Origin of the sequence: Agilicoccus flavus (assembly GCF_014857905.1) — a bacterium.
Lineage (GTDB): Bacteria > Actinomycetota > Actinomycetes > Actinomycetales > Dermatophilaceae > Agilicoccus > Agilicoccus flavus.
In genome coordinates, this window is record NZ_JACYXE010000001.1 from 423,832 (window position 1) to 444,228 (window position 20,397).

At 75.9% G+C, this 20,397-nt stretch carries 18 protein-coding genes and 1 pseudogene; 8 read left to right on the forward strand and 11 right to left on the reverse strand.

Annotation, left to right across the window (positions count from 1 at the left end):
- Positions 1 to 48: 48 nt before the first annotated feature.
- Both ICW24_RS01880 and ICW24_RS19850 read left to right on the forward strand, forming a co-directional pair.
- The gene (locus ICW24_RS01880) at positions 49 to 1,491 is read left to right on the forward strand and encodes a glycoside hydrolase family 140 protein (protein ID WP_226344015.1); all 1,443 of its coding nucleotides are present in this window, start codon (positions 49 to 51) and stop codon (positions 1,489 to 1,491) included.
- A gap of 78 nt (positions 1,492 to 1,569) precedes the next feature.
- Positions 1,570 to 1,824: an EAL domain-containing protein gene (locus ICW24_RS19850; RefSeq protein ID WP_226344330.1), complete on the forward strand. Its 255-nt coding sequence runs from the start codon at positions 1,570 to 1,572 to the stop codon at positions 1,822 to 1,824.
- Here ICW24_RS19850 and ICW24_RS01890 read toward each other — a convergent pair.
- Genes ICW24_RS01890 through ICW24_RS01900 form a run of 3 tightly spaced genes read right to left on the reverse strand, consistent with a single transcriptional unit; the run spans position 1,764 to position 2,964 of the window.
- Complete coding sequence (locus tag ICW24_RS01890; RefSeq protein WP_226344016.1) at positions 1,764 to 1,961, reverse strand: hypothetical protein; 198 nt, start codon at positions 1,959 to 1,961, stop codon at positions 1,764 to 1,766. The two genes, ICW24_RS19850 and ICW24_RS01890, sit on opposite strands and share 61 nt — an antisense overlap.
- A 57-nt stretch (positions 1,962 to 2,018) precedes the next feature.
- Positions 2,019 to 2,513 (reverse strand): DUF2867 domain-containing protein, encoded by a 495-nt coding sequence (locus tag ICW24_RS01895; protein WP_226344017.1) that lies wholly within the window; start codon positions 2,511 to 2,513, stop codon positions 2,019 to 2,021.
- A 1-nt stretch (position 2,514) separates the two neighbouring features.
- A complete protein-coding gene (locus ICW24_RS01900) occupies positions 2,515 to 2,964 on the reverse strand; it encodes a hypothetical protein (protein WP_226344018.1) in 450 nt (149 codons plus the stop codon).
- A gap of 131 nt (positions 2,965 to 3,095) precedes the next feature.
- On the opposite strand from ICW24_RS01900, the gene ICW24_RS01905 reads away from it, so the two are divergent.
- A complete protein-coding gene (locus tag ICW24_RS01905) occupies positions 3,096 to 3,662 on the forward strand; it encodes a TetR/AcrR family transcriptional regulator (protein ID WP_226344019.1) in 567 nt (188 codons plus the stop codon).
- Positions 3,663 to 3,973: 311 nt separating this feature from the next.
- Here the strand turns inward: ICW24_RS01905 and ICW24_RS19110 are convergent, their stop codons facing one another.
- Positions 3,974 to 4,108 (reverse strand): hypothetical protein, encoded by a 135-nt coding sequence (locus tag ICW24_RS19110; RefSeq protein ID WP_264176050.1) that lies wholly within the window; start codon positions 4,106 to 4,108, stop codon positions 3,974 to 3,976.
- A gap of 105 nt (positions 4,109 to 4,213) precedes the next feature.
- On the opposite strand from ICW24_RS19110, the gene ICW24_RS01910 reads away from it, so the two are divergent.
- Both ICW24_RS01910 and ICW24_RS19530 read left to right on the forward strand, forming a co-directional pair.
- Complete coding sequence (locus ICW24_RS01910) at positions 4,214 to 4,642, forward strand: Rossmann-fold NAD(P)-binding domain-containing protein (RefSeq protein WP_226344020.1); 429 nt, start codon at positions 4,214 to 4,216, stop codon at positions 4,640 to 4,642.
- 260 nt (positions 4,643 to 4,902) lie between these two features.
- Positions 4,903 to 5,184 (forward strand): annotated as a pseudogene (locus tag ICW24_RS19530) (FAD-dependent monooxygenase); the annotation flags it as partial.
- Between the two features lie 425 nt (positions 5,185 to 5,609).
- Here the strand turns inward: ICW24_RS19530 and ICW24_RS01920 are convergent.
- The 4 genes from ICW24_RS01920 to ICW24_RS01935 all read right to left on the reverse strand — a co-directional run bounded on the left by ICW24_RS01920 (position 5,610) and on the right by ICW24_RS01935 (position 11,968).
- Positions 5,610 to 6,377 carry an RICIN domain-containing protein gene (locus tag ICW24_RS01920; protein ID WP_226344021.1) on the reverse strand — a complete coding sequence of 256 codons (768 nt, stop codon included), beginning with the start codon at positions 6,375 to 6,377 and terminating at the stop codon, positions 5,610 to 5,612.
- Between the two features lie 176 nt (positions 6,378 to 6,553).
- Positions 6,554 to 7,348 carry an RICIN domain-containing protein gene (locus ICW24_RS01925; RefSeq protein WP_226344022.1) on the reverse strand — a complete coding sequence of 265 codons (795 nt, stop codon included), beginning with the start codon at positions 7,346 to 7,348 and terminating at the stop codon, positions 6,554 to 6,556.
- Between the two features lie 206 nt (positions 7,349 to 7,554).
- Entirely contained in the window at positions 7,555 to 8,208 is a 654-nt protein-coding gene (locus ICW24_RS01930) for a Crp/Fnr family transcriptional regulator (RefSeq protein WP_226344023.1), read from the reverse strand.
- Positions 8,209 to 8,260: 52 nt separating this feature from the next.
- The gene (locus ICW24_RS01935; RefSeq protein ID WP_226344024.1) at positions 8,261 to 11,968 is read right to left on the reverse strand and encodes an AAA family ATPase; all 3,708 of its coding nucleotides are present in this window, start codon (positions 11,966 to 11,968) and stop codon (positions 8,261 to 8,263) included.
- A 148-nt stretch (positions 11,969 to 12,116) separates the two neighbouring features.
- Between ICW24_RS01935 and ICW24_RS01940 the strand changes: the two genes are divergently transcribed.
- Positions 12,117 to 13,022 carry a hypothetical protein gene (locus tag ICW24_RS01940; protein WP_226344025.1) on the forward strand — a complete coding sequence of 302 codons (906 nt, stop codon included), beginning with the start codon at positions 12,117 to 12,119 and terminating at the stop codon, positions 13,020 to 13,022.
- A gap of 6 nt (positions 13,023 to 13,028) precedes the next feature.
- Here the strand turns inward: ICW24_RS01940 and ICW24_RS01945 are convergent, their stop codons facing one another.
- Complete coding sequence (locus ICW24_RS01945; RefSeq protein WP_226344026.1) at positions 13,029 to 13,775, reverse strand: NADPH-dependent F420 reductase; 747 nt, start codon at positions 13,773 to 13,775, stop codon at positions 13,029 to 13,031.
- A 211-nt stretch (positions 13,776 to 13,986) separates the two neighbouring features.
- Between ICW24_RS01945 and ICW24_RS01950 the strand changes: the two genes are divergently transcribed.
- On the forward strand, positions 13,987 to 14,232 hold the full coding sequence (locus tag ICW24_RS01950) for a hypothetical protein (RefSeq protein WP_226344027.1): 246 nt from the start codon (positions 13,987 to 13,989) through the stop codon (positions 14,230 to 14,232).
- Positions 14,233 to 14,325: 93 nt separating this feature from the next.
- On the opposite strand, the gene ICW24_RS19535 is transcribed toward ICW24_RS01950, so the two are convergent.
- Together ICW24_RS19535 and ICW24_RS01965 are read right to left on the reverse strand one after the other, a co-directional pair.
- Positions 14,326 to 17,427 carry a helix-turn-helix transcriptional regulator gene (locus ICW24_RS19535; RefSeq protein ID WP_307781271.1) on the reverse strand — a complete coding sequence of 1,034 codons (3,102 nt, stop codon included), beginning with the start codon at positions 17,425 to 17,427 and terminating at the stop codon, positions 14,326 to 14,328.
- Complete coding sequence (locus ICW24_RS01965; RefSeq protein ID WP_226344028.1) at positions 17,420 to 19,069, reverse strand: hypothetical protein; 1,650 nt, start codon at positions 19,067 to 19,069, stop codon at positions 17,420 to 17,422. Before ICW24_RS01965 ends, ICW24_RS19535 begins: the two co-directional genes overlap by 8 nt.
- Positions 19,070 to 19,386: 317 nt before the next feature.
- Between ICW24_RS01965 and sbnA the strand changes: the two genes are divergently transcribed.
- Positions 19,387 to 20,382: a 2,3-diaminopropionate biosynthesis protein SbnA gene (sbnA, locus tag ICW24_RS01970; RefSeq protein WP_226344029.1), complete on the forward strand. Its 996-nt coding sequence runs from the start codon at positions 19,387 to 19,389 to the stop codon at positions 20,380 to 20,382.
- Positions 20,383 to 20,397: the final 15 nt, after the last annotated feature.

Here is a 20,397-nt window from a genome sequence, read left to right on the forward strand (position 1 = left end):
ATACGCTTCAAGCGAGCACCTCTCTCTCTCGCTGATCGGAGCGCCATCATGGCCTGCGTCCCTGCCGCAGCAACGCAGCGATCGCGGCGCTGGTGGGGCGCGGCGGCGGTCGCGGCGGTCGCGCTCACCGCGCCGTTGAGTGCGGCCGCTGTCGGCGCGCCGGCGGCTGACCCGGCCGGGCTGACCCGCGTCTACGACCCGGTCGCCGGCTGGGTCGGGCTGTGGCGGTGGACCGGTACGGCCTGGGAGCCGGCCGGGTGGGAACGTGCCGCGGCCGCGGTGAGCTCGCCGGCGTCTCCGGCCGCGCCGGCGGCTGTCGGTGCCGCTGTCCGCACCAACGGCCGGCAGCTGTTGACGGCCGGGGGAGTGGCGGCGCCGTGGGTTGCTGACACGGCGTGGTGGCTGGCGCAGCGCCTCACGAAGGAGGAGGCGCGCGAGTACCTCGATGCCCGGGCGCGGCAGGGATTCACGGTGATCCAGATGCCGGCGGTCATGGGCGGCGGGAACGGCGAGATGGGGCCGGTGGAGGCCCGCGACGGGTCGAGCCCGTACCGATCAGGCTTCGGTGAGCTCGAAGCCGCCGACGGCCCGTACTGGTCGCATGTGCGGTGGCTCGTCGACGAGGCCGCGGCCCGCGGACTGACGGTCGCTGTCCTGCCCGCGTGGTCCCGCAACCACGCCGGGTCGACGCTGACGGCAGGGAACGGCGCCGGCTACGGCCGGTTCCTCGCGCAGCTGCTCACCGGCAGGCAGGTCGTGTGGATGCTCGGCGGCGACGACCCCGACGGGCACAGGGAGATCTGGGCGGAGGTCGAGAAGGGGATCCGGGAGGTCGACCCGACGTCGCTGCTCATGTACCACCCGGGCGGGTATCGGACGTCGCTGCAGGACTATCCGAGCTCGCAGGTCGCCACCGTGCAGACCGGGCATTGCGACCCGACGGTGAATGGGTACGCGACCTTGCAGGCGCAGACGTTGGCGCAGACCGACAAGCCTGTCCTGGACCTCGAGCCGCTGTACGAGGAGCACCCGATCTGCTGGGACGCGGCACGCGGCTACTCGACGACCGAGCAAGTCCGCTCTCACCTCTACTGGGCGGCGATCGAGTCCGGGGCCGGCGTCACCTACGGGCACCACAGCGTGTGGCAGTTCGCCGGGGCCGGTGGCGCTGCGGGCACGAACGCGCCGCGCGGGACGTGGCGCGAGGCCCTGGAGTCACCCGTCGCCGGGCAGATCCGCCACCTGCGCGCCGCGTTGACCGCCAGGCCGATGCTCGGCCGGGTCGCCGACGACCAGCTCGTCACCGCCGGGCAGGGGACTGGATGGCAGCGGGTCGCCGCGGCCCGCGACCCCGCCGGCGGCTACCTCATGGCCTACCTGCCGGCCGGCTCGACGATCTCCCTCGACGGCAGCAAACTCGCCCGGACCGGCGCGGCACGGCTCACGACAGGCCCGTCAGCGCGCCGGTGTTCTTGGTGCCGCCGTCGGTGACCGTGCCGGTGGCGGCGTCGATCCCTCGACGACTTCGGCACCGGCTACGCCTCCCTCGCCACCCTCCTGCGCCTCCCCATCGACTGCGTCAAGCTCGACCGCTCCCTCATCGCCCGGCTCGGCCTCGACGCCGAGGCGCCGCAGCAGGTCCGCGCGATCATCGACCTCGTCCACAGCCTCGGCATCACCGAGGTCATCGCGGAGGGCGTCGAGACGACGGAGCAGGAGGCGGCCCTCCAGGACCTGCGCTGCCCGATGGTGCAGGGCTGGCTCTACGGACGGCCGGCGACGGCGGCCGCCACGCTGGCCGCTGACGCGCCCGCCTTCTCCTGACCGACCGGATCAGTGCCACGGGCGCCGCGGCTCGGTCGCCGGGCCGGCTCGGCGACGGGGAAGAAGAGCCAGAAGCCGCCTCGCGGGTCGAGCAGCGCACCCCAGGCCCCGAGGCCCAGGAGGGCGGCCGGGAGCATGGGCGGCGGCGAACCCAGCTCGCGCTCGGCATGCCGGGTGACCGACCTCGGTGATCCTCATCGGGTCGCTCCGTCTCGGTCGGTCGATGGCGGGTCGAGGACGGCGGCCGCCCGCCGGAGCATCCGACGCACGAGCACGCCGTGCACGAGCCGGACCGGGACGAGGTAGAGCCGCCCGAGGAGGTGGTGGCTCTCGACGACCGTGACGACGTCGACGGAATCGGTGTTGCGGCGGACGGCGGCTCGGAAGTCCAGATGCCGGTCGTCGCTGCCGAGGAGGACCTCGCGATCGGTCCGGGCGTGCACCGCGAAGGACTCGGGTGAGGCCTCGCGCAACCCGAGCGGCGAGACCAGGCGGTCGCGCGCGGCCAGGAGCCGGGCGGCGGCAGGGGAGAGATCGGGGAAGAGCCGGTCGGCCCACTCCATGGGGTCGGTGCTCGCGCGGGCCGACACCGGCAGGCGTTGGCGGTCGCTCCAGTCCGAGCGCAGGCCGGAGGCGGCCAACAGCTCCGACGTGTGGGCGGCGCGGGGGTCGTGGGTGCCGATGCGCATGTCAGCGCTCCGCGCGGGCGCCTTGGCGCGCCGCCGCCACGAGCAGCGCCCCGGCCACGATGATGATGAGGTCCTGATCGATCTTCGGGCCGCCTGTGATCATGCCGAGCGCCGCCCACGCAAGGAAGCCCCAGCCGATGAACGCGGGCGGCGTGATGCCGCGGCGGTTCAGCCACAGGACGGTCAGGCCGACGACGAAGGTCGGCGGGCCGAAGCTGTTGACGCTGAACCAGTAGGCACTCATCGCGGGAGTCATGTCCGAGAACTCGACCCCCTGCAGCTGCCCTCCGAACCAGGCACCGGCGTGCTGGGCCGCGCCCTCCACGGTGAGCGCGCCGATCGTGTGGGCGGCTATGTAGAACGTGGTGAGCCCGCCGGCCCAGGCGAGCGTGCTCATCCCCTTCCGGGGTGGCCGCGCACGGGTGGCCCGTTCGGCGAGTGAGGCTCTCATGACAACTCCGTCATCGGTCGAGGATCGTGCGGGTCGCGGCTCCCCCTCCGTCATACGGTGGCGTACATTGGAGGCTACGACTGTTGTACGCAACCGCACAACAGGGTCTGAGAAGACGGGTGGATCTGGCGATGGGAGCTCTGCGGACACCACGGCGCCGATGGGTCGACGAGGGGTTGCAGGCCCTGGCCCGGGGAGGTGTCGACGCCGTGCGCGTCGAGGCCCTGGCCAAGGCGATCGGGGTGACCAAGGGCGGCTTCTACGGCCACTTCGCCGATCGCGACGCGCTGCTGACCGAGATGCTGGACACCTGGGAGCGCGAGAGCGTGGAGGGCGTGGTCGACCGCGTCGAGGCGGCGGGCGGCGACGCGGTGGAGCGGATGCGCCTCGCCGGCCGGCTCACCTTCTCCGACGACCGCCTGCTGCACGTCGACCTGGCGGTGCGGGACTGGGCCCGCCGCGACGCGGGCGTCGCCGAACGCCTCCGCCGCGTCGACAACCGGCGCCTCCAGCTCGCGCGCGAGGCCATCCGCAGCTTCTGCACCGACCCCGACGAGGTCGAGGCCCGTGCCCTACTCGCCTTCTGCCTGGCCATCGGCCGCCACGTCCTGGCCGCCGACCATCCGGGCGGCGAGCGCGACGAGGTCGTCGCGCGGGCGGCGGACATCGTCCTCGATCACCCCGGCCGGCGTCCCTGATCCGTCGCCGCCGGCCACGCGGTCGACGGGCCACCGCCAGGGCGTGACCCGCCCGGGGCCTGCGATGGGCAGCACGGAGCCTTCTGTCACGCTCCAGCCAACTGTCGCGCTCACGACGGCTCGCACGCTCACCTCCGTTCGCCGCTCAGAGCCTTCTGTCGCGCTCACTCCGGCTCGCCAGCTCACCTCCGTTCGCCGCTCCAGCCAACTGTCGCGCTCACGACGGCTCGCACGCTCACCTCCGTTCGCCGCTCAGAGCCTTCTGTCGCGCTCACTCCGGCTCGCCAGCTCACCTCCGTTCGCCGCTCCGATCAGCCCCGCTTGGGGTGCAGCGCCCCCTCGACCTGGGTTCCGCCGGAGGCCGCGTCCTTCTTCTCGCGCCGCTTCTCCTTCAGGGACTTGGTGCTCTTCTTCGACATCGCGTGTCGGGGCGACTTGTCGGACATGAATCCATCTCCCTCGTCAGAGCCGAACGGCTCCATCCAGCGACCGTACGCCTGTTCGGGTCGGACGTCACCCGGTCGTCCCCCGACGGTGACGCCGATGAAAGGGTGAGGTGTGAACAGCATCGACGGCGGCGCGCCCGCTCCCGCTCCCCTGCGTGTCCTCGTGACCGGCGCGAGCATCGCCGGCCCGCCCTCGCGTTCTGGCTGGATCGGGCCGGCCACGAGGTCACGGTCGTCGAGCAGGCGGAGGCGCTGCGGGAGGGCGGCCAGAACGTCGACGTCCGCGGGGCCGCCCGCGAGGTGGTGGCCCGCATGGGCCTGCTCGAGGCGGTGCGCGGGCGTTCGACGGGTGAGGTCGGCACGCGGTTCGTCGACGAGGCGGGGCGGACCGTGTCCGAGTTCCCCGCCACCCCCGGCGCGGGCGACGGTCCCACCGCCGAGCTGGAGATCCTGCGCGGCGCCCTGTCGAGGCTGCTCGTCGACGCGTGCGGCGAGCGGGTGACGTGGCGGTTCGGCGATTCCGTCGCCTCGTAGACCCAGGACGCCGGCGGGGTCGACGTGCGGTTCGACTCGGGAGCGAGCGGACGCTTGGACGTCGTCGTCGCGGCCGAGGGAGTCGGGTCGCCGACGCGGGACCGCCTCGGCCTCGACGCAGGGGTGACCCCGCTCGACATGTACTGCGCCTACGGGCGGATCCCGCGCACGGCCGCCGACGAGACTGGTGGCGGGTCCTGGTGCTGCCGGGGTCGCGTCAGGTGCACCTGCGCCCCGACGACGTCGGCACGGTGCGCGCGATGCTGACGTTCCGCGAGCCGTCGGGGCGCCACCGGGACCTCGACCGGGACGCCTGGGTGGCGCTGCTGCGCAACCGCTTCGAACGAGTGGGCCGGCAGACGCCGCGGATCCTCGACGGGCCCGCATCCGACCCCGACCTCTACGTCGAGGACCTGCGTCAGATCCGCGCCGCGACGTGGCACCGGGGGCGCGTGGGCCTGCTCGGTGACGCCGCCTGGTGCGTCACCCCCGTCGGCGGCGGCGGCACCGGCCTCGCGCTCATCGGCGCCTACGTGCTCGCGGCCGAGCTGACCCGCACTCCCGGCCACCCCGACGCGGCGTTCGCGGCCTACGAGCGGTTCATGCGGCCGGTCGTCGCCGGCGTCCAGGACCTGCCCCCGGGCGTCCCGGGGATCGCGAACCCGAGCTCCCGCGCCGGAGTGAGCGCACTGCGCCTCGCGACGAAGCTGGCCGCGCTCCCCCTCGCGCAACGCACCGTGAGGGCGGTGACGGGCGGCCCGGGCCGGGGTCTCGTCCTCCCCGACATGCCTGTCGGCCCCCCCTCGATAGACCGATGGCGGCCGGCGGCCGGCCCGAGGAGGGCGGGTGCCGCCCAGGTGTGCGCCGGCACCCCCCTCCGGGCCCCGGCGGCACGACCCCGGCTCCGAGAGGGGGCCGCCCACCGATCGGTGGGCGGCCCGCTCGGTTCCGCTGGACCGCCCCGGCGTCAGCCGATGCGGGGTCCGGGAGCGTCGAGGTCGAAGAAGTCCCACCCCTGGTTGCCGATGTTCCACGCGTCGTCGCGCGTCACGCAGTCCCACTGCTGGAGGACGGCGCGGGCGGGCGGACGGCCGCCGGCGGCGTTCGCGACGTCGAGACAGCGGCCGGTCCGGCGGTTGACGAGCACGTGCTTGACGGAACGGAACCCGCAGAAGTACGGCGCGCCCTGTGTGCAGGGCGCCTGGGGGACGGCGCGCACCATCCATTCCGCGGGCGCGTAGCCGGTGCTGCAGTCGGGGTGCTGGACGATGCGCGTGCCGTTGACGTACCGACCACCGCGCCAGTCGAGCATGAGGCACTGACCGGAGTGGACGGCCTGCAGCCGGACGTAGCCGCCCGGGCTGCCGAGGAGGCGGAACTCCTGCGAACGGCTCGTGTTGTCCGGCCACAGGAACACCCCGGTCGTGGGGGCGGTCGAGGCCCACATGACGTCGGCGCGCAGGCGGCTCGCCGTGTTGACGAGCTCGTAGCGGTGCAGGGCTTGCAGGGCGGTCACGATCCGCACGGCGTCACGCGGCACGATCGGCCGGACGGGACCCGCGGGGACGCCGAGGTGGGCGGGGGCAGCCGTACGGAGAGCGGTCGGGCTCGCGGCGGGCGCCGGCGTCGCGAGCGCCGAGCCGGCCGGGCCCGACAGCGCGGCGGTCAGACCGAGAGCCGTCGTGGCGAGGAGGGTGCGGCGAGCGGCGATCGGTGCCGCCTGGGTGAGGTTCATCGGTCTTCCCTTTCGGTGAGGGGTGGGGCGGCCGCCCGGAGCAGCGGTGGCGCGGACGAGCGGGTCGAGGGCCGGCGAGGTGCGCGGCGTGGTTCGCAGCGCGCACCCCGCGGCCGTGGGTGGGGGAACGCGCGGGTGGCCCGCCCCCGGTGGGCCCGGCCGGGTGTCCGGTCGGGTCAGCTCGCGCGGTTCTGGCCGTGGCGCAGGATGTCCCACGACTGGTTGCCACCGAAGGGGCCGGTGGTGGGCAGGCAGCGCCACTGCTGCAGCGCCGCGCGGACCGGCGGGGTGTAGCCCCGGGGGTTGTCGGCGTCGAGGCAGAGACCGGTGCGCCGGTTGACCAGGCGTGTGTAGCTCGGCCCGGCCACGGTCGCCCCGTTGACGGTGTAGCTCGTCCGGACGTTCTGCAGCCGCCACTGCGAGGGGAAGTAGCCCGTGTTGCAGTAGGGGTGCTGGACGATCTTCGTCCCGTCCTTGTAGGCGCCGGTGCGCCAGTCGAGCATGAGGCACTGGCCCGAGTGGCGGACCCGGATCCGGTAGTACCCGTCGCCGGTGGGCAGGAAGTCGAGGAGTTGGGCGGCGGAGCCCGTCCTCGGCCAGAGCCACGTACCGGTGCCGACGGCGGTGGATCCGCCCATGACGTCGGCCGCGAGGTTGCTGTAGGTGTTGACGACCTGGACCGGCACGGTGGCCAGGCGGAGCCGCTGGATGGTGCGCGGGACGGGCGGCGGCGGGGCCGGGGCGGCCGCCCGCAGGAGGCCCGCCGGGGCGGTGGTCATGTCGACGGCCGTTCCGCTCGTGCGGGTCTGCGACGAGGCGGCCGAGGCGGCGGCCGCTGCGGTGCCGGCGGCGTCGGGGACGGCGGCCTGCGCCGCGGCGGGGCCCAGGGCGCCGCCGGCCAGCAGCGCGGTGAGCGCCACCGAGGTGATCGTCCCGGCCCGCGTGAGGCGCGGTCGTGTGATGGTGTTCATGAGTGTTGCCTCCCGTGAGGTGCACGCCCGGTGCGTCCGGGTGTGTCCCCACCGTGCGGCCGCCCCCCGCCCGGGCGGCATCGCCGCGGAACCGCCCCCGGTGTCGGCGGGCCGACAGACACCGGGCGCGTGGTGTGCGTCGGCCCCGCTCCGCTCGGACGGATCGAACGGACCGGCGCGACCCCCGGCCGATCGCGAAGCGCGTGCTACCGCGCGCGGCGGGCGAGCCCCGCGGGATCCTCGATGCGGATCCGCCCCCGCGACACCGTCAGGAGACCCTCGCGTTCCGCCGCGCGCAGCACCTGGTTGGCGGTGGGCCGCGTGGTGCCGGCCATGCTCGCGAAGACGTCCTGCGTCAACGGGACGACGGTGCCGGCGCCGCCGTCGCCGTAGAGCCGGGCCATGGCGAGGACCCGGCGCAGCACGCGCTTGTCGACGGCGACGTACAACGCCTCGACGAGGCGGGCGTCCTGGCGGCGGACGTACCGGGCGAGCTGGTCGACGAGGTAGCGGTCCATCGCCGGGGTGGTCGCCCGCAACCGGCGGAAGTCAGCCTTGGACAGCACGAACGTCTCGACCAGGTCCAGCGCCGAGACGGTCGCCGAGCGCTGGGCCTCCTCCCGCAGGAGCGCGATCTCGCCGAAGCTCCCCCCGGGGCCGAGCACGGTGAGGATGGCCAGGTCCCCGGACCGGGTGGTGATCTGCACGGAGACGTGACCGCTGAGCACGAGGTGCATGGAGTTGGCGGCGTCCCCGGCGTGGAAGATCACCTCGCCCCGCCGGAAGTGCCGGCGGGCGCCGATGTCCCGCAAGCGGGTGCGGGCCGCCTCGTCGAGGGCAGCCAGCAGGGGAACGTCCACCTTGACCATTGTCCGCCCGTCGGGGCGTTCCCACCAGGGCGTTCGGGCGCGTTCAGGCCCCGACACGATCGCGGGCGGCCGCGAGCCGGGCCGCGGCGCGCACGAGGGCCTGGATCTGCGCGGGGGTGGGCGGCCCGGCGAGGTCGAGGGGCCTCGGCAGCCGCACCCCGGAACGGGAGGGCCCCGGTTCCGGCCCCGTCGACACCGACATCGACACCGTGGCCGACTCGGATGTCACGGGTGCCTCGGATGTCGGGGATGTCACGGGTGTCGGGGGCGTCGCGGACGCCGCGGCCCGCGCCTCCTGCCCGCAGGCCGGTTGGCCGAGGTCCACGGCCACCTGAGCGGCCTGCGTCGCGAGGTCGCGCGCCGTGGCGTCCCCGGCGTCGAGGCGGGCGAGGGCGAGGTTGACGACGCAGCGGGCGACGGTCGGGCAGTCCTGCAGGTCGAGGGCCGCGCGGAGGGCCGCGGCGACGAGGGCCGTCGCCGTGTCGGGATCGCCGCAGAGTCGGTGCAGCTCACCCAGATTGCCGCCGAGCGCCACCTCGGCCCCGAGGTAGCCGATCGAGCGGGCCGTGGCCAGCGCCTCCTCGAGCCGGGCCGCCGCCTCCACGGGCTCGCCGCGCTCGAGCAGACGGCCGGCGAGGTCGTTGCCGGTGTGCACGAGGAGGCGCCGGTCCCGGCTGCGCAGGGCGCGCCGGTGAGCCTCCCGGCTCAGGTCGAGGGCGCGCTGCGCGGAACCACGCGCCCGGGCCGTGAGGGCGAGGTTGGACGACGCCGCGGCGACGAGGGCGTCGCTGCCGACGCGCCGCGCCAGCTCGATCTGCTGCCGGGCGACCGCCTCCGCCCGCGCGAGATCACCGCGGTCGAGGTGCCCGAAGGCGAGCCGGTCGAGGGCGGCCGCCGCCCCCTCCAGGTCCCCGCCGGCCTCGAGCTCCCGTGCCGCCGTGGCCAGCAGCCCGAGCGCGTCCTCGGATCGCGTCGTCGAGAGGAGCAGGGCACCGAGGTCGCGCCGCGCCCGAGCGGCGGTCGCGCCTGCCTCGGGACGCGTGTCGGGCGCGCCGGCCGGGGGTGTCGGGGGCGTCGCGGGCGTCGGGGGTGCCGGGGCGTCGACCATCTCCAGGGCGCGCTCGAGCAGCGCCTGGGCCCGGGAGCGGCTGCCCAGCAGGGCGAGGACCGCGGCCTGCCGGGTCCACAGGTCGGCCCGCGCGACCACGTCGTCGCGCTCGATCGCGCCGAGGCGACGCAGGTGCGCCAGGGCGGTGGCGGTGGCGTAGTCCCGCTCGGCGATCCGGGCCGCGGCACCGATCCAGCGGCGCTGCTTGCCGACGTTGCCCGAGCGGCCGTAGTGGTGGGCGAGCAGCTCGACGCGGGCGGTCCGATCCGGCGCCGCGGGGTCCGGCCCCGCGCCCTCGAGGGTGTCGCCGGCCGCCTCGTGCAGGCGGGAGCGTACGGCCAGGCTCATCGTCGCGTAGGCGACGTCGTGGACGAGCGGGTCGGTGAAGGCGAAGGTCGCGCCGTCGCCGCCGCGCACGAGAAGACCGCCCAGCGACCGCGGCCAGTCGGCGTCGGGGAGCGGAGCCTCCTTGTCTCGCAGCGGAACTCCGGCGGCGCGGGCGCAGGCCCCCAGGACGTCGAGCGTGCCCGTGCGGCCGGCGACCGCCGCGGCGTGGACGAGGGACTGCTCGCCCGGGCCGAGCGCGTCGAGGCGGGCGAGGACCACCCGACGGACGTCGGTGGGCAGCGGCTCGTCGTCCTCGGCCCGCTCGCCGCCCGCATCGACGCGCTCGTCGTCGTCGGCCCCGCGCCCCGCCCCGGCCCGTTCGGCCGCGTCCCGCTCGCGGGTCCAGTGGGCGAGGTGGCGCAGGAAGAGGGGATTGCCCCCGCTGCGGGCGGCCACCGCCTCGAGCCGGGGATGGCCGGGTCCGAGCAGGTCGGCCGCCAGCAGGCGGGCGGCGGCGCCGTCCAGGGGGCCGACGACGAGCCGATCGAGCACGACACCGGCCCCCGCGAGGGAGTCGAGCGGGCCGCGGGCCGCGACGACGAGCGCGAGCGGGTCGGTCTGCGTCAGCCGCGCGACCTCCGTGAGGAGCCGCCCGGAGAGCTCGTCGAGATCGTCGGCGTCGTCCAGCAGGATCGTCACCCGGCCGTGCCGGGCGCAGGCGCGTCTCAGCAGGTCCGACAGCAGCCGCCGGGTCGCCCCGGCCCGGTCCTCCGGCGACAGCCGCCGGGTGGCCTCGGTGTCCGGGGTCGGCGTCCCCAGCGCGGTCGCGAGGAGCGGGTGCAGCTCGCGGTCGGCGCCGGGCAGGCCCGCGAGGGAGGCGTCGTCGCCCAGCTCGGCCCAGATCGTCCGCCAGGGCAGGTAGGGCGTGCCGTCGGCCGCGCAGCCGGATCCGGCGGCCACGAGCCCGGACAGCCGACCGCGCACGAGACGCAGGAGGTGCGAGGTGCCGATGCCCGCCTCCCCGGTGACGAGCACGACCCGCCCCCGCCCGTCCGGTCCCTCGCGGTCCACGGCGGCCAGGTCGCGCAGGCGGGCCACCTCGACGCTGCGCCCGACCGACCGGCGGGGCGGCTCGGACCCCGACGTGTGCCGGGGTCGCCCGCCGTCGCGCCGGACGGCGTAGGCGATCTGGGCCTCTCTCCCCTTGAGCCGCAACCGCCCGAGCGACCGCGTCGAGAATCGCCCCTTCTCCCGCGCGCCTCGCGCGGTGACGCCGTCGATGCGCACCTCGCCCGGCCGGGCGCTCTGGGCGAGGCGAGCTGCCTGGTTGACCGAGTCGCCGACGACGACGTACTCGCGATGCCCCGGCCCCCCGAGCTCGGCGCAGAAGGTCTCGCCCGTGGCGAGGCCGGCGCGGGCCCGCAGGCCGTGCTCGCGTCCGAGCGCGAGCAGGTCGCGGGCGCAGGCGACGGCGTGGACGACGTCGTCGGGGTCGCTGCGCGGCGCGCCGAAGCCGAGCACGAGGACGATCTCCGCGCCGCGCCCCTCGATCTGGCGCAGATCGCCGCCGTGCCGGGCGACGATCCCGGCCGCCTCCCCGAGCAGGGTTCTCCCGCCCGGCCCGCCCGCCGGGCGCGGGCGGGCGATCATCGCGCGGTCCACGTGCACGAAGGCGGTCGTGACCACCCGGTGATGGGCACCCATCGACGGGTCGGCGGCCGGCACCGTCAGGGGCCGGTCGGAGGGGTGGACGGCCCGGGCCGACCACGAGGCGAGGCCGCATCCCGGGGCGGCGCGGCGCACCGCCGACCCCGCGGCGTCCACCGCGGAGCCGGTGACGACGAGGTCGCGGCGCCCCGGGGCGAGGGGGCCGGCCGTCGGCGGCGCGTCGAGGGATCCGAGGCGAAGGTCCGTGAGGAGGACCCGCCCGCTGCCCAGCCCGACGCGGAAGCTCGGGCTGCTGCGGGGGGAGGACCACGTCGGATCCTGCACGGCGAGCAGGTCTCGCGCCGCCGCGAGGCCCTGGCTCCGGCTCGTGGCCAGGGGTTCACCGGTGAAGACCGCGGTGAGCGCGTCGCCCGCGAAGGCGACGACCCGGCCGCCTCGGTCCTCCACCGCCCCCGTCATCGCGGCGAACGTCCCGTCGAGGAGGGCGTGCAGGCGCTCGATCCCCCGGGGCCCGTCCCGGCTCATCGCGGCCGCGAGCGGGGTGAAGCCGACGAGGTCGGCCTGGAGGACGACCCCCGCGTCGGCCTGCGGGGCCACCCCCGGCCCGGGGGGCGGATCCCGTTCGCGGCGGTCCTGCGTGCTCGACACGCTTCAGTGTGTGCGCGAGCCGACACCCCGGGTGTTCCCCGACCGACACAACCGTTGCCGCCGCGCCGGAGCCGGGGCGACGCTGAGCCCAGTCGAACCCGCGACGTCATCGGGCGGCCGGACCGGCCGCCGCCGAGGAGTGCCCGCCATGAGCCCGACCCCCGCCCCCCACGTCCGCCCCCCGACCGGGCGCGGCGCGACCCCGAGCCCCGCCCGCCGGCGGGGCCGGCCGCGTCTCGCCCTGACCGCCGTCGCGGTCTGCGCCCTGACCGGTTCGACGGCGCTCGCGGTGAGCGCGTCGGGCCCGGCCCATGCGGGCTGGCAGAACCTCGACGGGCGCGTGATCGACGTCGTCTCCGCGTGCCGGGACGGCATCCGGTTCGAGGCCGGGCTCGAGGTCTTCCCCGGCACGACCGGCGCCACCTCGAACTACGCGACGGAGTTCCTCATGGCGAGGACCGCGCCCGCCGACGGGGGCCCGTGGCGCGCCGCCGACGTCGTCGCGCGGCAGGCCATCGTCATCCCCCTGCTGCCCGCGCACGTGACCCTGCCTCGCGGGGCGCCCTCGACGGCCACGGTCACGCTGAGCAACCGGGGACGCTACCTCGCGCCGGTGCAGGCCGCCCGCCGCCCGCTGGCGGTGGGGCCCGCCGTCGTCACCCTCGGCAAGGACACCCCCAACCACGTGCGGACCGTCATCGGCGACTGCTTCCTCTACGCCCCCGTCGACGTCGTCCCCGGCCGCGCCCACAACCAGGTGCGCATCGGGCGACGCGGGTCCACCGTCGTCGTGGCGCTGAAGAGCACGCGGTCCCTGCGCGCGGACCGGCTCGACCGGCGCACGTTCCGGTTCGGGCCGAACCGGGCCGTGCCGCTGCGCCACCGGATGGTGGACGTGAACGGCGACGGCCGGCGCGACCTCGTCATGACGTTCGTGACCGCGAAGACGGGCCTGACCTGCCGGAGCACCCAGGCGGCGCTCGTCGGGAAGACCCTCAGCGGCGGCCGGCTCGAGGGCCGCGACCGGGTCGCCCCCGTCGGGTGCCGCCGCTGAACCCGCTCAGAGGTAGAGGAGGCGGTTGAGGGCGGTCAGGTAGTCGGCGTCGACGGTCCCGGTCGGGTCCTGCGCGCGGTCGGTGATGACCGCGATCGCCAGGTCCCGCCGGCGCGGCAGCCTGTCCCGCTGCGCCGCGGCGAGGGCCGCCGGAATCTCCGCGGCCGTCAGGCTCGTGCAGTAGACCGGTGAGCCAGGCTGCTGGCGCCACGACTCCTCGATCGACCCGGCGTCCACCGCGTCGAACCCCGTGTCCTCGACGAGCGAGAGGGCGACGCGCCGGGCGTCCTCGTCGCCGCCGGCCACCGGGATGGCGATGCGCTCGGGGTCGCCCGGCTCGCGGGCCGCGTCGGCGAACCGCCCGGCGAGGATGGCGTTCCAGGCCTTGACGACCGGCCGACCCAGCTGCTCGGACACCCATTCGCCCTCGACCTGCCCCTGCTCGAGGGCGTCGATCTCGCCGTCGCGGGCCGGGTAGTAGTTGCCCGTGTCGATGACGGGTGTGCCCGCGGGCAGGTCGGCGAGCAGCGGAGCGAGGTCCGGGATCTTGTTCTGCGGAATCGACAGCACGACGACGTCGACGTCGCGGACGGCCTCCGCCGCGGTGACGCCGCGCGCCCCGGTGGACGTCACCTCGGGGTCGAGGGTCTCCGGTCCGCGCGAGTTGGCGACCGACACGTCGTGGCCCTTGGTCGGGAGCCGACGGGCGAGCGTGGCGCCGATGTTCCCGGCGCCGATGATTCCGATCCTCATGGTGAGCCTTCCTGTTCGTTCCTCGGGCGTGGTTCCCGCATAAGCGGAGGAATCTTCCGGTTATTCCGTTCGCGGGCGGGAGGGCCGGCCGGCACCGGCCCTAAGGCGTGGGTGGGCCCCGTCTGAGGGCCGCGGCCGATGTGCGGTCGACCGCCCGTCCCTAGCGTCGTCGTGGGGGAGATCCCTCTCACGACCCATCGAAGGACCGCTCATGTACACCGACGACACCGACCCGTCATCCCACCGCCAGACCCTCGCCGGACACGTCGACGTCCAGACCGACGTCCAGCTCGGCGGCCCGCTCGACGTTCATAGCGGCGGGTCCGCGCCGATCCGGGCGCAGACGCGTCTCGACGGCGCCGACACGCGACTCCCGGCCTGGTCCCCGCGCCCCACGACGTGGGCGGTCCCCGATCGGGGGCAGGCCGCGTGGGCGGACCGGCCGGCATGGAGCTGACGAACTCCCCGGCCGGGGAGCGACATCCGACGCGGGCCGCCCCTCTGCGGGATCCCCCACGCGTCGAGGGGCCGAGGTCGCCCGGTCTCGATCTCAGGGGCGGGGCACGGGCGCGGGGGCGCTGCTCGACACGGGCGTCGTCCACGATCCGGCGTCGTCGTCGAGGTCCCGCCACACGCCGAGGCCGTGGCCGACGCGAGCGGCCTGGGCGCGTCCGGTGACGTCGAGCTTGCGCAGGATGTTGGAGACGTGGACGCTCGCCGTCTTGGGGCTGATGCCCAGCGCCCGGCCGATCTCCTGATTGGTGCGGCCCTCGGTGAGCCGGCGCAGCACCTCGACCTCCCGGGGCGTCAACCCGTACTCCGCGGACAGCTCGTCGGTGACGCTCGGCGCCGGGTCGACCGGGTCCGGTCCGATCCGCGTGCCGCCGTTCACCGGGGCGCCGTTCGCCGTCACGTCGCCCGCCACCCCGTTCGACGAGCGTCCGGCGCCCGACGCCTCGTCCGGCAGCACCTCGATGCGATGCCAGCGGGCGAGCCGATCGACGTCCTGCACGAGGGGCACGATGCGGAACCGCCCGGCCAGGGCCGCGGCCGCCCGCAGCGCGTGGATGCCCGCGGCGTCCACCCCGCGGGCGAGCCGGCTCTCGGCCTGGCGCCAGGCGGCGTAGGCGGTCTCGAGCGGGCGCTGCAGGACCCGCCACTCGCGTTCCACCTCGACCCACAGGTCCGGCTCGGCGTGCCCCGCGGCCCGGGACGACTCGGCCGCGGCGGTGGCGATCCACGCCGTCGTCGCCGGCGGATCATCGGCCCCGTCTCGGGTCGGGCGCGCGGCCGCGAGCTGGGCGAGGTCCGCCCGCATGTGTCGTCGCGTCCGACGGGCCGACTCGTTGCGGCGCGAGTCGGCGAGGTCGCCCAGGGCCCGTAGCCCGAGGCAGTACAGCAGCGCGCAGCGGCGCTCCTCGTCGGTGTCGGCGATCGCCTCGAGCCCCGCCATGACCACCCCGTACGCGGCTTCGGGTCGCCCCGCCCACAGCTCGGCCTCGGCGGAGATCTCGGCCACCTCGCGCACCCACCCGAGCGGCGCCCGTTCGACCTCGACGATGGCGCGCGCGTGATCGCAGTGGCCGACCGCGGCCTCGAACTCGCCGCGGACCATGTCGACCTGGGCTGCCCGGCACAGGGTCGGGGCGGCCACCATGCCGCGCGACCCGTACCGCAACGATCGACCGACGAGCGCCGCGGCCTCGTCGTAGCGGCCGAGGCGGAACTGTGACTCCGCGGCGTTGGCGAGCAGGATCGTCCCGGTCTGCTGCATGACGCCGAGGCGGGTGAGCTCCTCGAGACCGATCCGCGCCACCTCGACGACCTCCCGGTGGCGGCCCGCCTCCCCGAGCACGTGCGAGAGGTTGATGTAGGCGTCGCACACCCCGTCGGGGGACCCGGACTCCCGCGCGACGGCGAGCGCCTCGCGCAGCTCGCGCGCCGCGCCGTCGTGATCCCCGTGCGCCGCGGCGACGAGGCCCAGCGCGTTGCGGGCCCGCCCCTCTTCCCGGCGCGCGCCCACCGCGACCGCGAGCTCGAGGGTCACCGCGCACTCCCGCTCGGCCTGGTCGAACTGGGAGTAGGCCGCGGCGTGCGTGGCCAGGCCGGCGTGCACCTTGGCGGCCAGCACGCTGCGCTCCCCCGGCGCCAGGAGGCCGAGGGCCTCGCGCAGCGCCGCCTCCGTGGCCGGGCCGTGGCCGCGCACGGCGTGGGCGTAGGCGAGCTCCTCGAGCACGGCGCAGCGCAGCCCGTCGGGCAGATCGGCCGCGAGCGCCACCCCGAGTAGGCGGACCGCCTCGTCGTGATCGCCGAGGACGCGGGCCGACCGGGCCGCGTGTCGCAGGACCTCGATCCGGTCGACCTGCGCGTCGACCCGCTCGAGAAGATCGAGGACCCTCAGGAAGTGCGCGTGGGCGTCGGCGAACGCGTAGATGCGTTCGGCGGCGAAGGCGGCCGCGAGCGCCGAGTCGAGGGCGCGCGGCAGGTCGCCGGCGAGGTGCCAGTGCCGCGCGATCTCGCCGGCGCTGGCCCGCCCGTCCGCCGGCCCGCCTCCCGGGACGGCCGACCCGACGGTGTCCTCGAGGGCCCGGGCCGCCGCGCGGTGCAGACGGGCCCGGCGGGTCGGCAGGAGCGCGTGGTAAGCGACCTCGCGGAAGGCGGGGTGGTGGAAGTCGATCCGGTCGTCGTCGGTGAGGCGCAGCACGTGCCCGTCGAGGGCGGGCACGAGGGCGTCCTCGACCGCCTCGACGCTCATCCCGGCGGTCGCGGCGAGCGTGGTCGGCGAGGTGCGGCGGGCCAGCACCGAGGCGGCGGAGACGAGGGATCGGGTCGCCTCGGGCAGGCAGCTCAGGCGCGCCTCGAGCAGGTCGCTGAGGGCGATCGGCATCCCGGCCCCGTCGGTGGAGGAGTGCCACACCAGATGCTGGGTGAACAGGGGGTTGCCGTCGGCCCGCGCGACGATCGTCTGCGCGAGGCCCGGATCGAGGCCCGGCCCGGCCAACGCCTCGACGAGCCGGCGGGTCTGCCCCGGGTCGAGCCGCGGCAGCCGCAGGTGCTCGACCCGGGGCAGGCGGCCGAGCTCGGCGAGCCACATCCGGACGGCCGACGCGCCCGTCACCTGGTCGGCGCGGTAGGTGAGGACGACGAGGACACGCTCGTCGGCGAGGTTCGTCGCGAGGAACCGCACGAGGTCGAGGGTGGAGCGGTCGGCCCAGTGGATGTCCTCGACGACGAGGACGACCGGCCGGGCACGCCCGAGGTCCCCGAGGAGACCGAGGACGGACTGGAAGAAGCCGAGCTGGTGGGTGCGACCGGCGGGAGCCCCGTCGTCGGGACAGACGAGGTGCCTCAGGTCGGGATAGGCGTCGAGGTCGCCACCGTCGGAGTCCGGGCGCAGCCGGCGCAGGGCCTGGGCCAGCGGGGCGAACGGCAGCGCCTCGCCGGCGACGGGGACGCAGGCGCCGACGAGGGCCCGCGCCGGGGCCCGCCGGACGAATTCGCCGACGAGCCGGGTCTTCCCGACTCCGGTCTCTCCGGACACGACGACGATCCGCGGCCGGCCGCCGGCCGCTCCGCTCAGACACTCACTCAGGTCCCCAGGCAGTCCTCGCGTCCGACGAGAGCCGCAACAGGACGATCGTCCATCATGCAATCATGGCCTGTTCTGCGCGCCAAGGGAACCCGTCGACGCCCCGCCGTTCCGCGTCGGGACGTGGCAGGCCCTGCCCCGGGCCGCGTCGGGTCCTCCCACCGCATGGCTGGTCAGGGGTCGCGCAGGGCCCGAGCCGGGCCGGCCCGTCGCGCACCGCCGCCGCGACGACCGCACCGGAGAAGAGGGTCGAGACGGGTGCCGCGAACTCGTCGACGACCAGCACCGCCCGCGCCAGCGAGGGGTCCCGCGTCGCGGCGGCGGCGATCGCCTCGAGCTGGGCGTCGGCGAGCACACCCGCCGCGACGCCGGCCCAGGACCGGCCGGGGGCGCGGCCCGTGGCCCGTCTCCACGGGCCGTCCGCCGACGCCGCGGCCCGGCCGAAGAAGTCCGCGCCGAGGGGGCGGGGCGGGGCCGTCACGCCGTCGCGCAGGCGGTCGCGCAGGCGGTCGCGCAGGGAGTGCGCGTGCGCGACGGCGATCGCGGCGTCCCACCCATCGGTCGGGTCGAGCGAGACGAGCGCGTCCCCGACGACGACGACGCCGTCCGGGGCCTGCGCGAGCCGCTCGTAGCGGCGGCGCCGGGTCCACGTCGCCCGGGGGGTCACCGCGTCGCCGAGGGCCTCCATGACCGCGAGCAGGGCGTCGAGCTCCGGTCGGCCGAGCGCGAGGGCGAAGGCGCGGAAGCCCGCGAGGTCACCCGGCGGCGCGGCCCCGGGGCCCGACAGGGTGACGAGCCACTCGTCGTCCCGCAGGTGGGCGGCGACGGCGCCGGCCGACGGGACCGCCCGCAGCCACCGGCACACCGCCGGCCCCGGCGACGCGGGGCCCGGCGCCGGGCCAGGCGCCTGGACCACGGCCGCCCATCCCGGGTCGTGTTCCCGCGGCAGCCGGAACCGGCGCGTCGTCGACCGGCGATCCGGGCCGGCGGACTCCTCCTGCGGCACCTCGTGGGCGTGGCGGGCGAGGGAGATCGCCGTCCGCGACGACCGCCCCGAGGCGTCGACGACGAGGTCGGTCGGAACGTTCTCGTCGCCCCGGCCGCCCTCGCTCGTGACGCGCACGCCGACGACTCCGCCCGGACCCGCTGCCGCGGCGCCCGCCGTCGGCCCGCCGGCCTCGTCGAAGAGGAGGTCGAGCACGTAGGCGGGGACGCGGATCTCGACGCCGGGGAGGTCACCGACGCGGTCGCGCAGGACCGCTTCGAGCGTCGCGGTCCCGCCGGAGAGGGTGCGCAACCCGGTGTCGCACGGCGCGAGGCGGTGCCGACCGGCGCCGTGGACGACCACGCGCCCCAGGTCACCCGCACGCACCCCCCGGCGGACGAGCTCGGCCGTCGTGCCCGGCAGGAGGTCGTCCAGGAGCCGGGGCACCACGCCGCGCAGGGGGCGGGCGGGGCCGAGGAGTTCGGGCGGGTCGGCTCGGCCGCGCCGGCCGCGGGCGGCGTCGCGGTCGAGGAGGACGACCCGGTCGTAGAACTCGCTGAGCACCCCGGCCGCCAACAACCCGGCGACGTCGGCCCCGATGACGGCGGCGGTCGTGAGACCGCCGCCGGTCGCCCGCCGCACCACCCCCGGGGCCCGAGGCGAAGCCGCGGGCGCGGACCCGACCGCTGGACGCGGGCGCGCGGGGGTGGTGTCGGTCATGGTGATGTCCCTCTCCTCGCGGCCGCCCGGTCTGCTCCGGCGTCGCCCTCCGGACGCTAGGCAGCCCGGGGCGGGCGCGCATCGAGCACCCGCCTCAGAGCCGGCCGCGTTCGTCTTAGGTGCGCCGGGGGCGACGTGACCCGTCCACGTCGTCGCAGGTCGGAGGGAGGAGCGGACGGGTCTGGGCGCGGCGGACGACTGAGGCGTGACGGGGCCTCGTCTAAGGCCACCGCCCGATGCGCACCCGCGCCCGCCCGGCCTACGGTCCTCGGACAACCGACGCAGGGCGACCGACCCGGCGACGAGGGGGAGACGACATGACCGTCATCAGCACACCACACGCCTACGACGAACCGGCGCTGTTCGTCGACCTCAAGCCGGGGTTCGACATCCCGCTCCACCTCAAGGTCGAGGGCTTCAACTTCGCGGGCTCGGTGAAGATCAAGGCCGCCGCCGAGATGGTCGAGCGCGCGGAGCGCGAGGGCCTCCTGCACCCCGACTCGATCCTCATCGAGTCGAGCTCGGGCAACCTCGGGGTCGCGCTAAGCGTCATCGCCGCCGACCGCGGTTACCCGTTCGTCTGCGTCGTCGACCCGCGGTGCAACCTCGCGACCCGCCAGCTCATGGAGACCTACGGGGCCCGCGTGCACCAGGTGACCCGGCCCGACCCCGAGAACGGGTTCCTCGGGGCGCGCCTCGAGCACGTGCGCCGGCTGTGCGACTCCGACCCGCGCTACCTGTGGCTCAACCAGTACGCGAACCCCGGCAACTGGCAGGCGCACCACCGCCGGACCGGGCCCGAGATCCTGCGCGAGTTCCCGGACCTCGACGTGCTGTTCGTGGGGGCCGGCACGACCGGCACGCTCATGGGTTGCGCCCGCTTCTTCGCCGAGCAGGCCCGACGGGTGCACGTCGTCGCCGTCGACGTCGTCGGGTCGGTGACGTTCGGCGGGCCCCCGGCCCGGCGCATGATCCCCGGCCTGGGGACCAGCGTGCGGCCGCCCCAGCTCGACGCGTCGATCATCGACGAGGTCGTCATGGTCGCCGAGCCCGACACCGTGCGCACCTGCCACCGGCTGGCCCGCCGCGGCTTCCTCTTCGGCGGGTCCACCGGCACCGTCGTCAGCGGCGCGAGCGCCTGGCTCGCCCGGCACGCCGAGCGCGGGGGGGCGCCCCTCACGACGGTCGGCATCGCGCCCGACTTCGGCGAGCGCTACCTCGACACCCTCTACCACGCGAACTGGGTCGCCGACATCTACGGCGACGACGTCCTGCCCCCCGAGCCCGGCCACGCCTCGCGCATCTCGGCGTGACCTCGCGACCCGCGC

Bases quoted from the DNA above. Each gene is read 5' to 3' on its own strand.
- ICW24_RS01880 (WP_226344015.1), top strand. From the start codon at position 49: ATGGCCTGCGTCCCTGCCGCAGCAACGCAGCGATCGCGGCGCTGGTGG.
- ICW24_RS01890 (WP_226344016.1), bottom strand. From the start codon at position 1,961: ATGCTCCCGGCCGCCCTCCTGGGCCTCGGGGCCTGGGGTGCGCTGCTC.
- ICW24_RS01895 (WP_226344017.1), bottom strand. From the start codon at position 2,513: ATGCGCATCGGCACCCACGACCCCCGCGCCGCCCACACGTCGGAGCTG.
- ICW24_RS01900 (WP_226344018.1), bottom strand. From the start codon at position 2,964: ATGAGAGCCTCACTCGCCGAACGGGCCACCCGTGCGCGGCCACCCCGG.
- ICW24_RS01905 (WP_226344019.1), top strand. From the start codon at position 3,096: ATGGGAGCTCTGCGGACACCACGGCGCCGATGGGTCGACGAGGGGTTG.
- ICW24_RS19110 (WP_264176050.1), bottom strand. From the start codon at position 4,108: ATGTCCGACAAGTCGCCCCGACACGCGATGTCGAAGAAGAGCACCAAG.
- ICW24_RS01920 (WP_226344021.1), bottom strand. From the start codon at position 6,377: ATGAACCTCACCCAGGCGGCACCGATCGCCGCTCGCCGCACCCTCCTC.
- ICW24_RS01925 (WP_226344022.1), bottom strand. From the start codon at position 7,348: ATGAACACCATCACACGACCGCGCCTCACGCGGGCCGGGACGATCACC.
- ICW24_RS01940 (WP_226344025.1), top strand. From the start codon at position 12,117: ATGAGCCCGACCCCCGCCCCCCACGTCCGCCCCCCGACCGGGCGCGGC.
- ICW24_RS01945 (WP_226344026.1), bottom strand. From the start codon at position 13,775: ATGAGGATCGGAATCATCGGCGCCGGGAACATCGGCGCCACGCTCGCC.
- ICW24_RS01950 (WP_226344027.1), top strand. From the start codon at position 13,987: ATGTACACCGACGACACCGACCCGTCATCCCACCGCCAGACCCTCGCC.
- ICW24_RS01965 (WP_226344028.1), bottom strand. From the start codon at position 19,069: ATGACCGACACCACCCCCGCGCGCCCGCGTCCAGCGGTCGGGTCCGCG.
- sbnA (WP_226344029.1), top strand. From the start codon at position 19,387: ATGACCGTCATCAGCACACCACACGCCTACGACGAACCGGCGCTGTTC.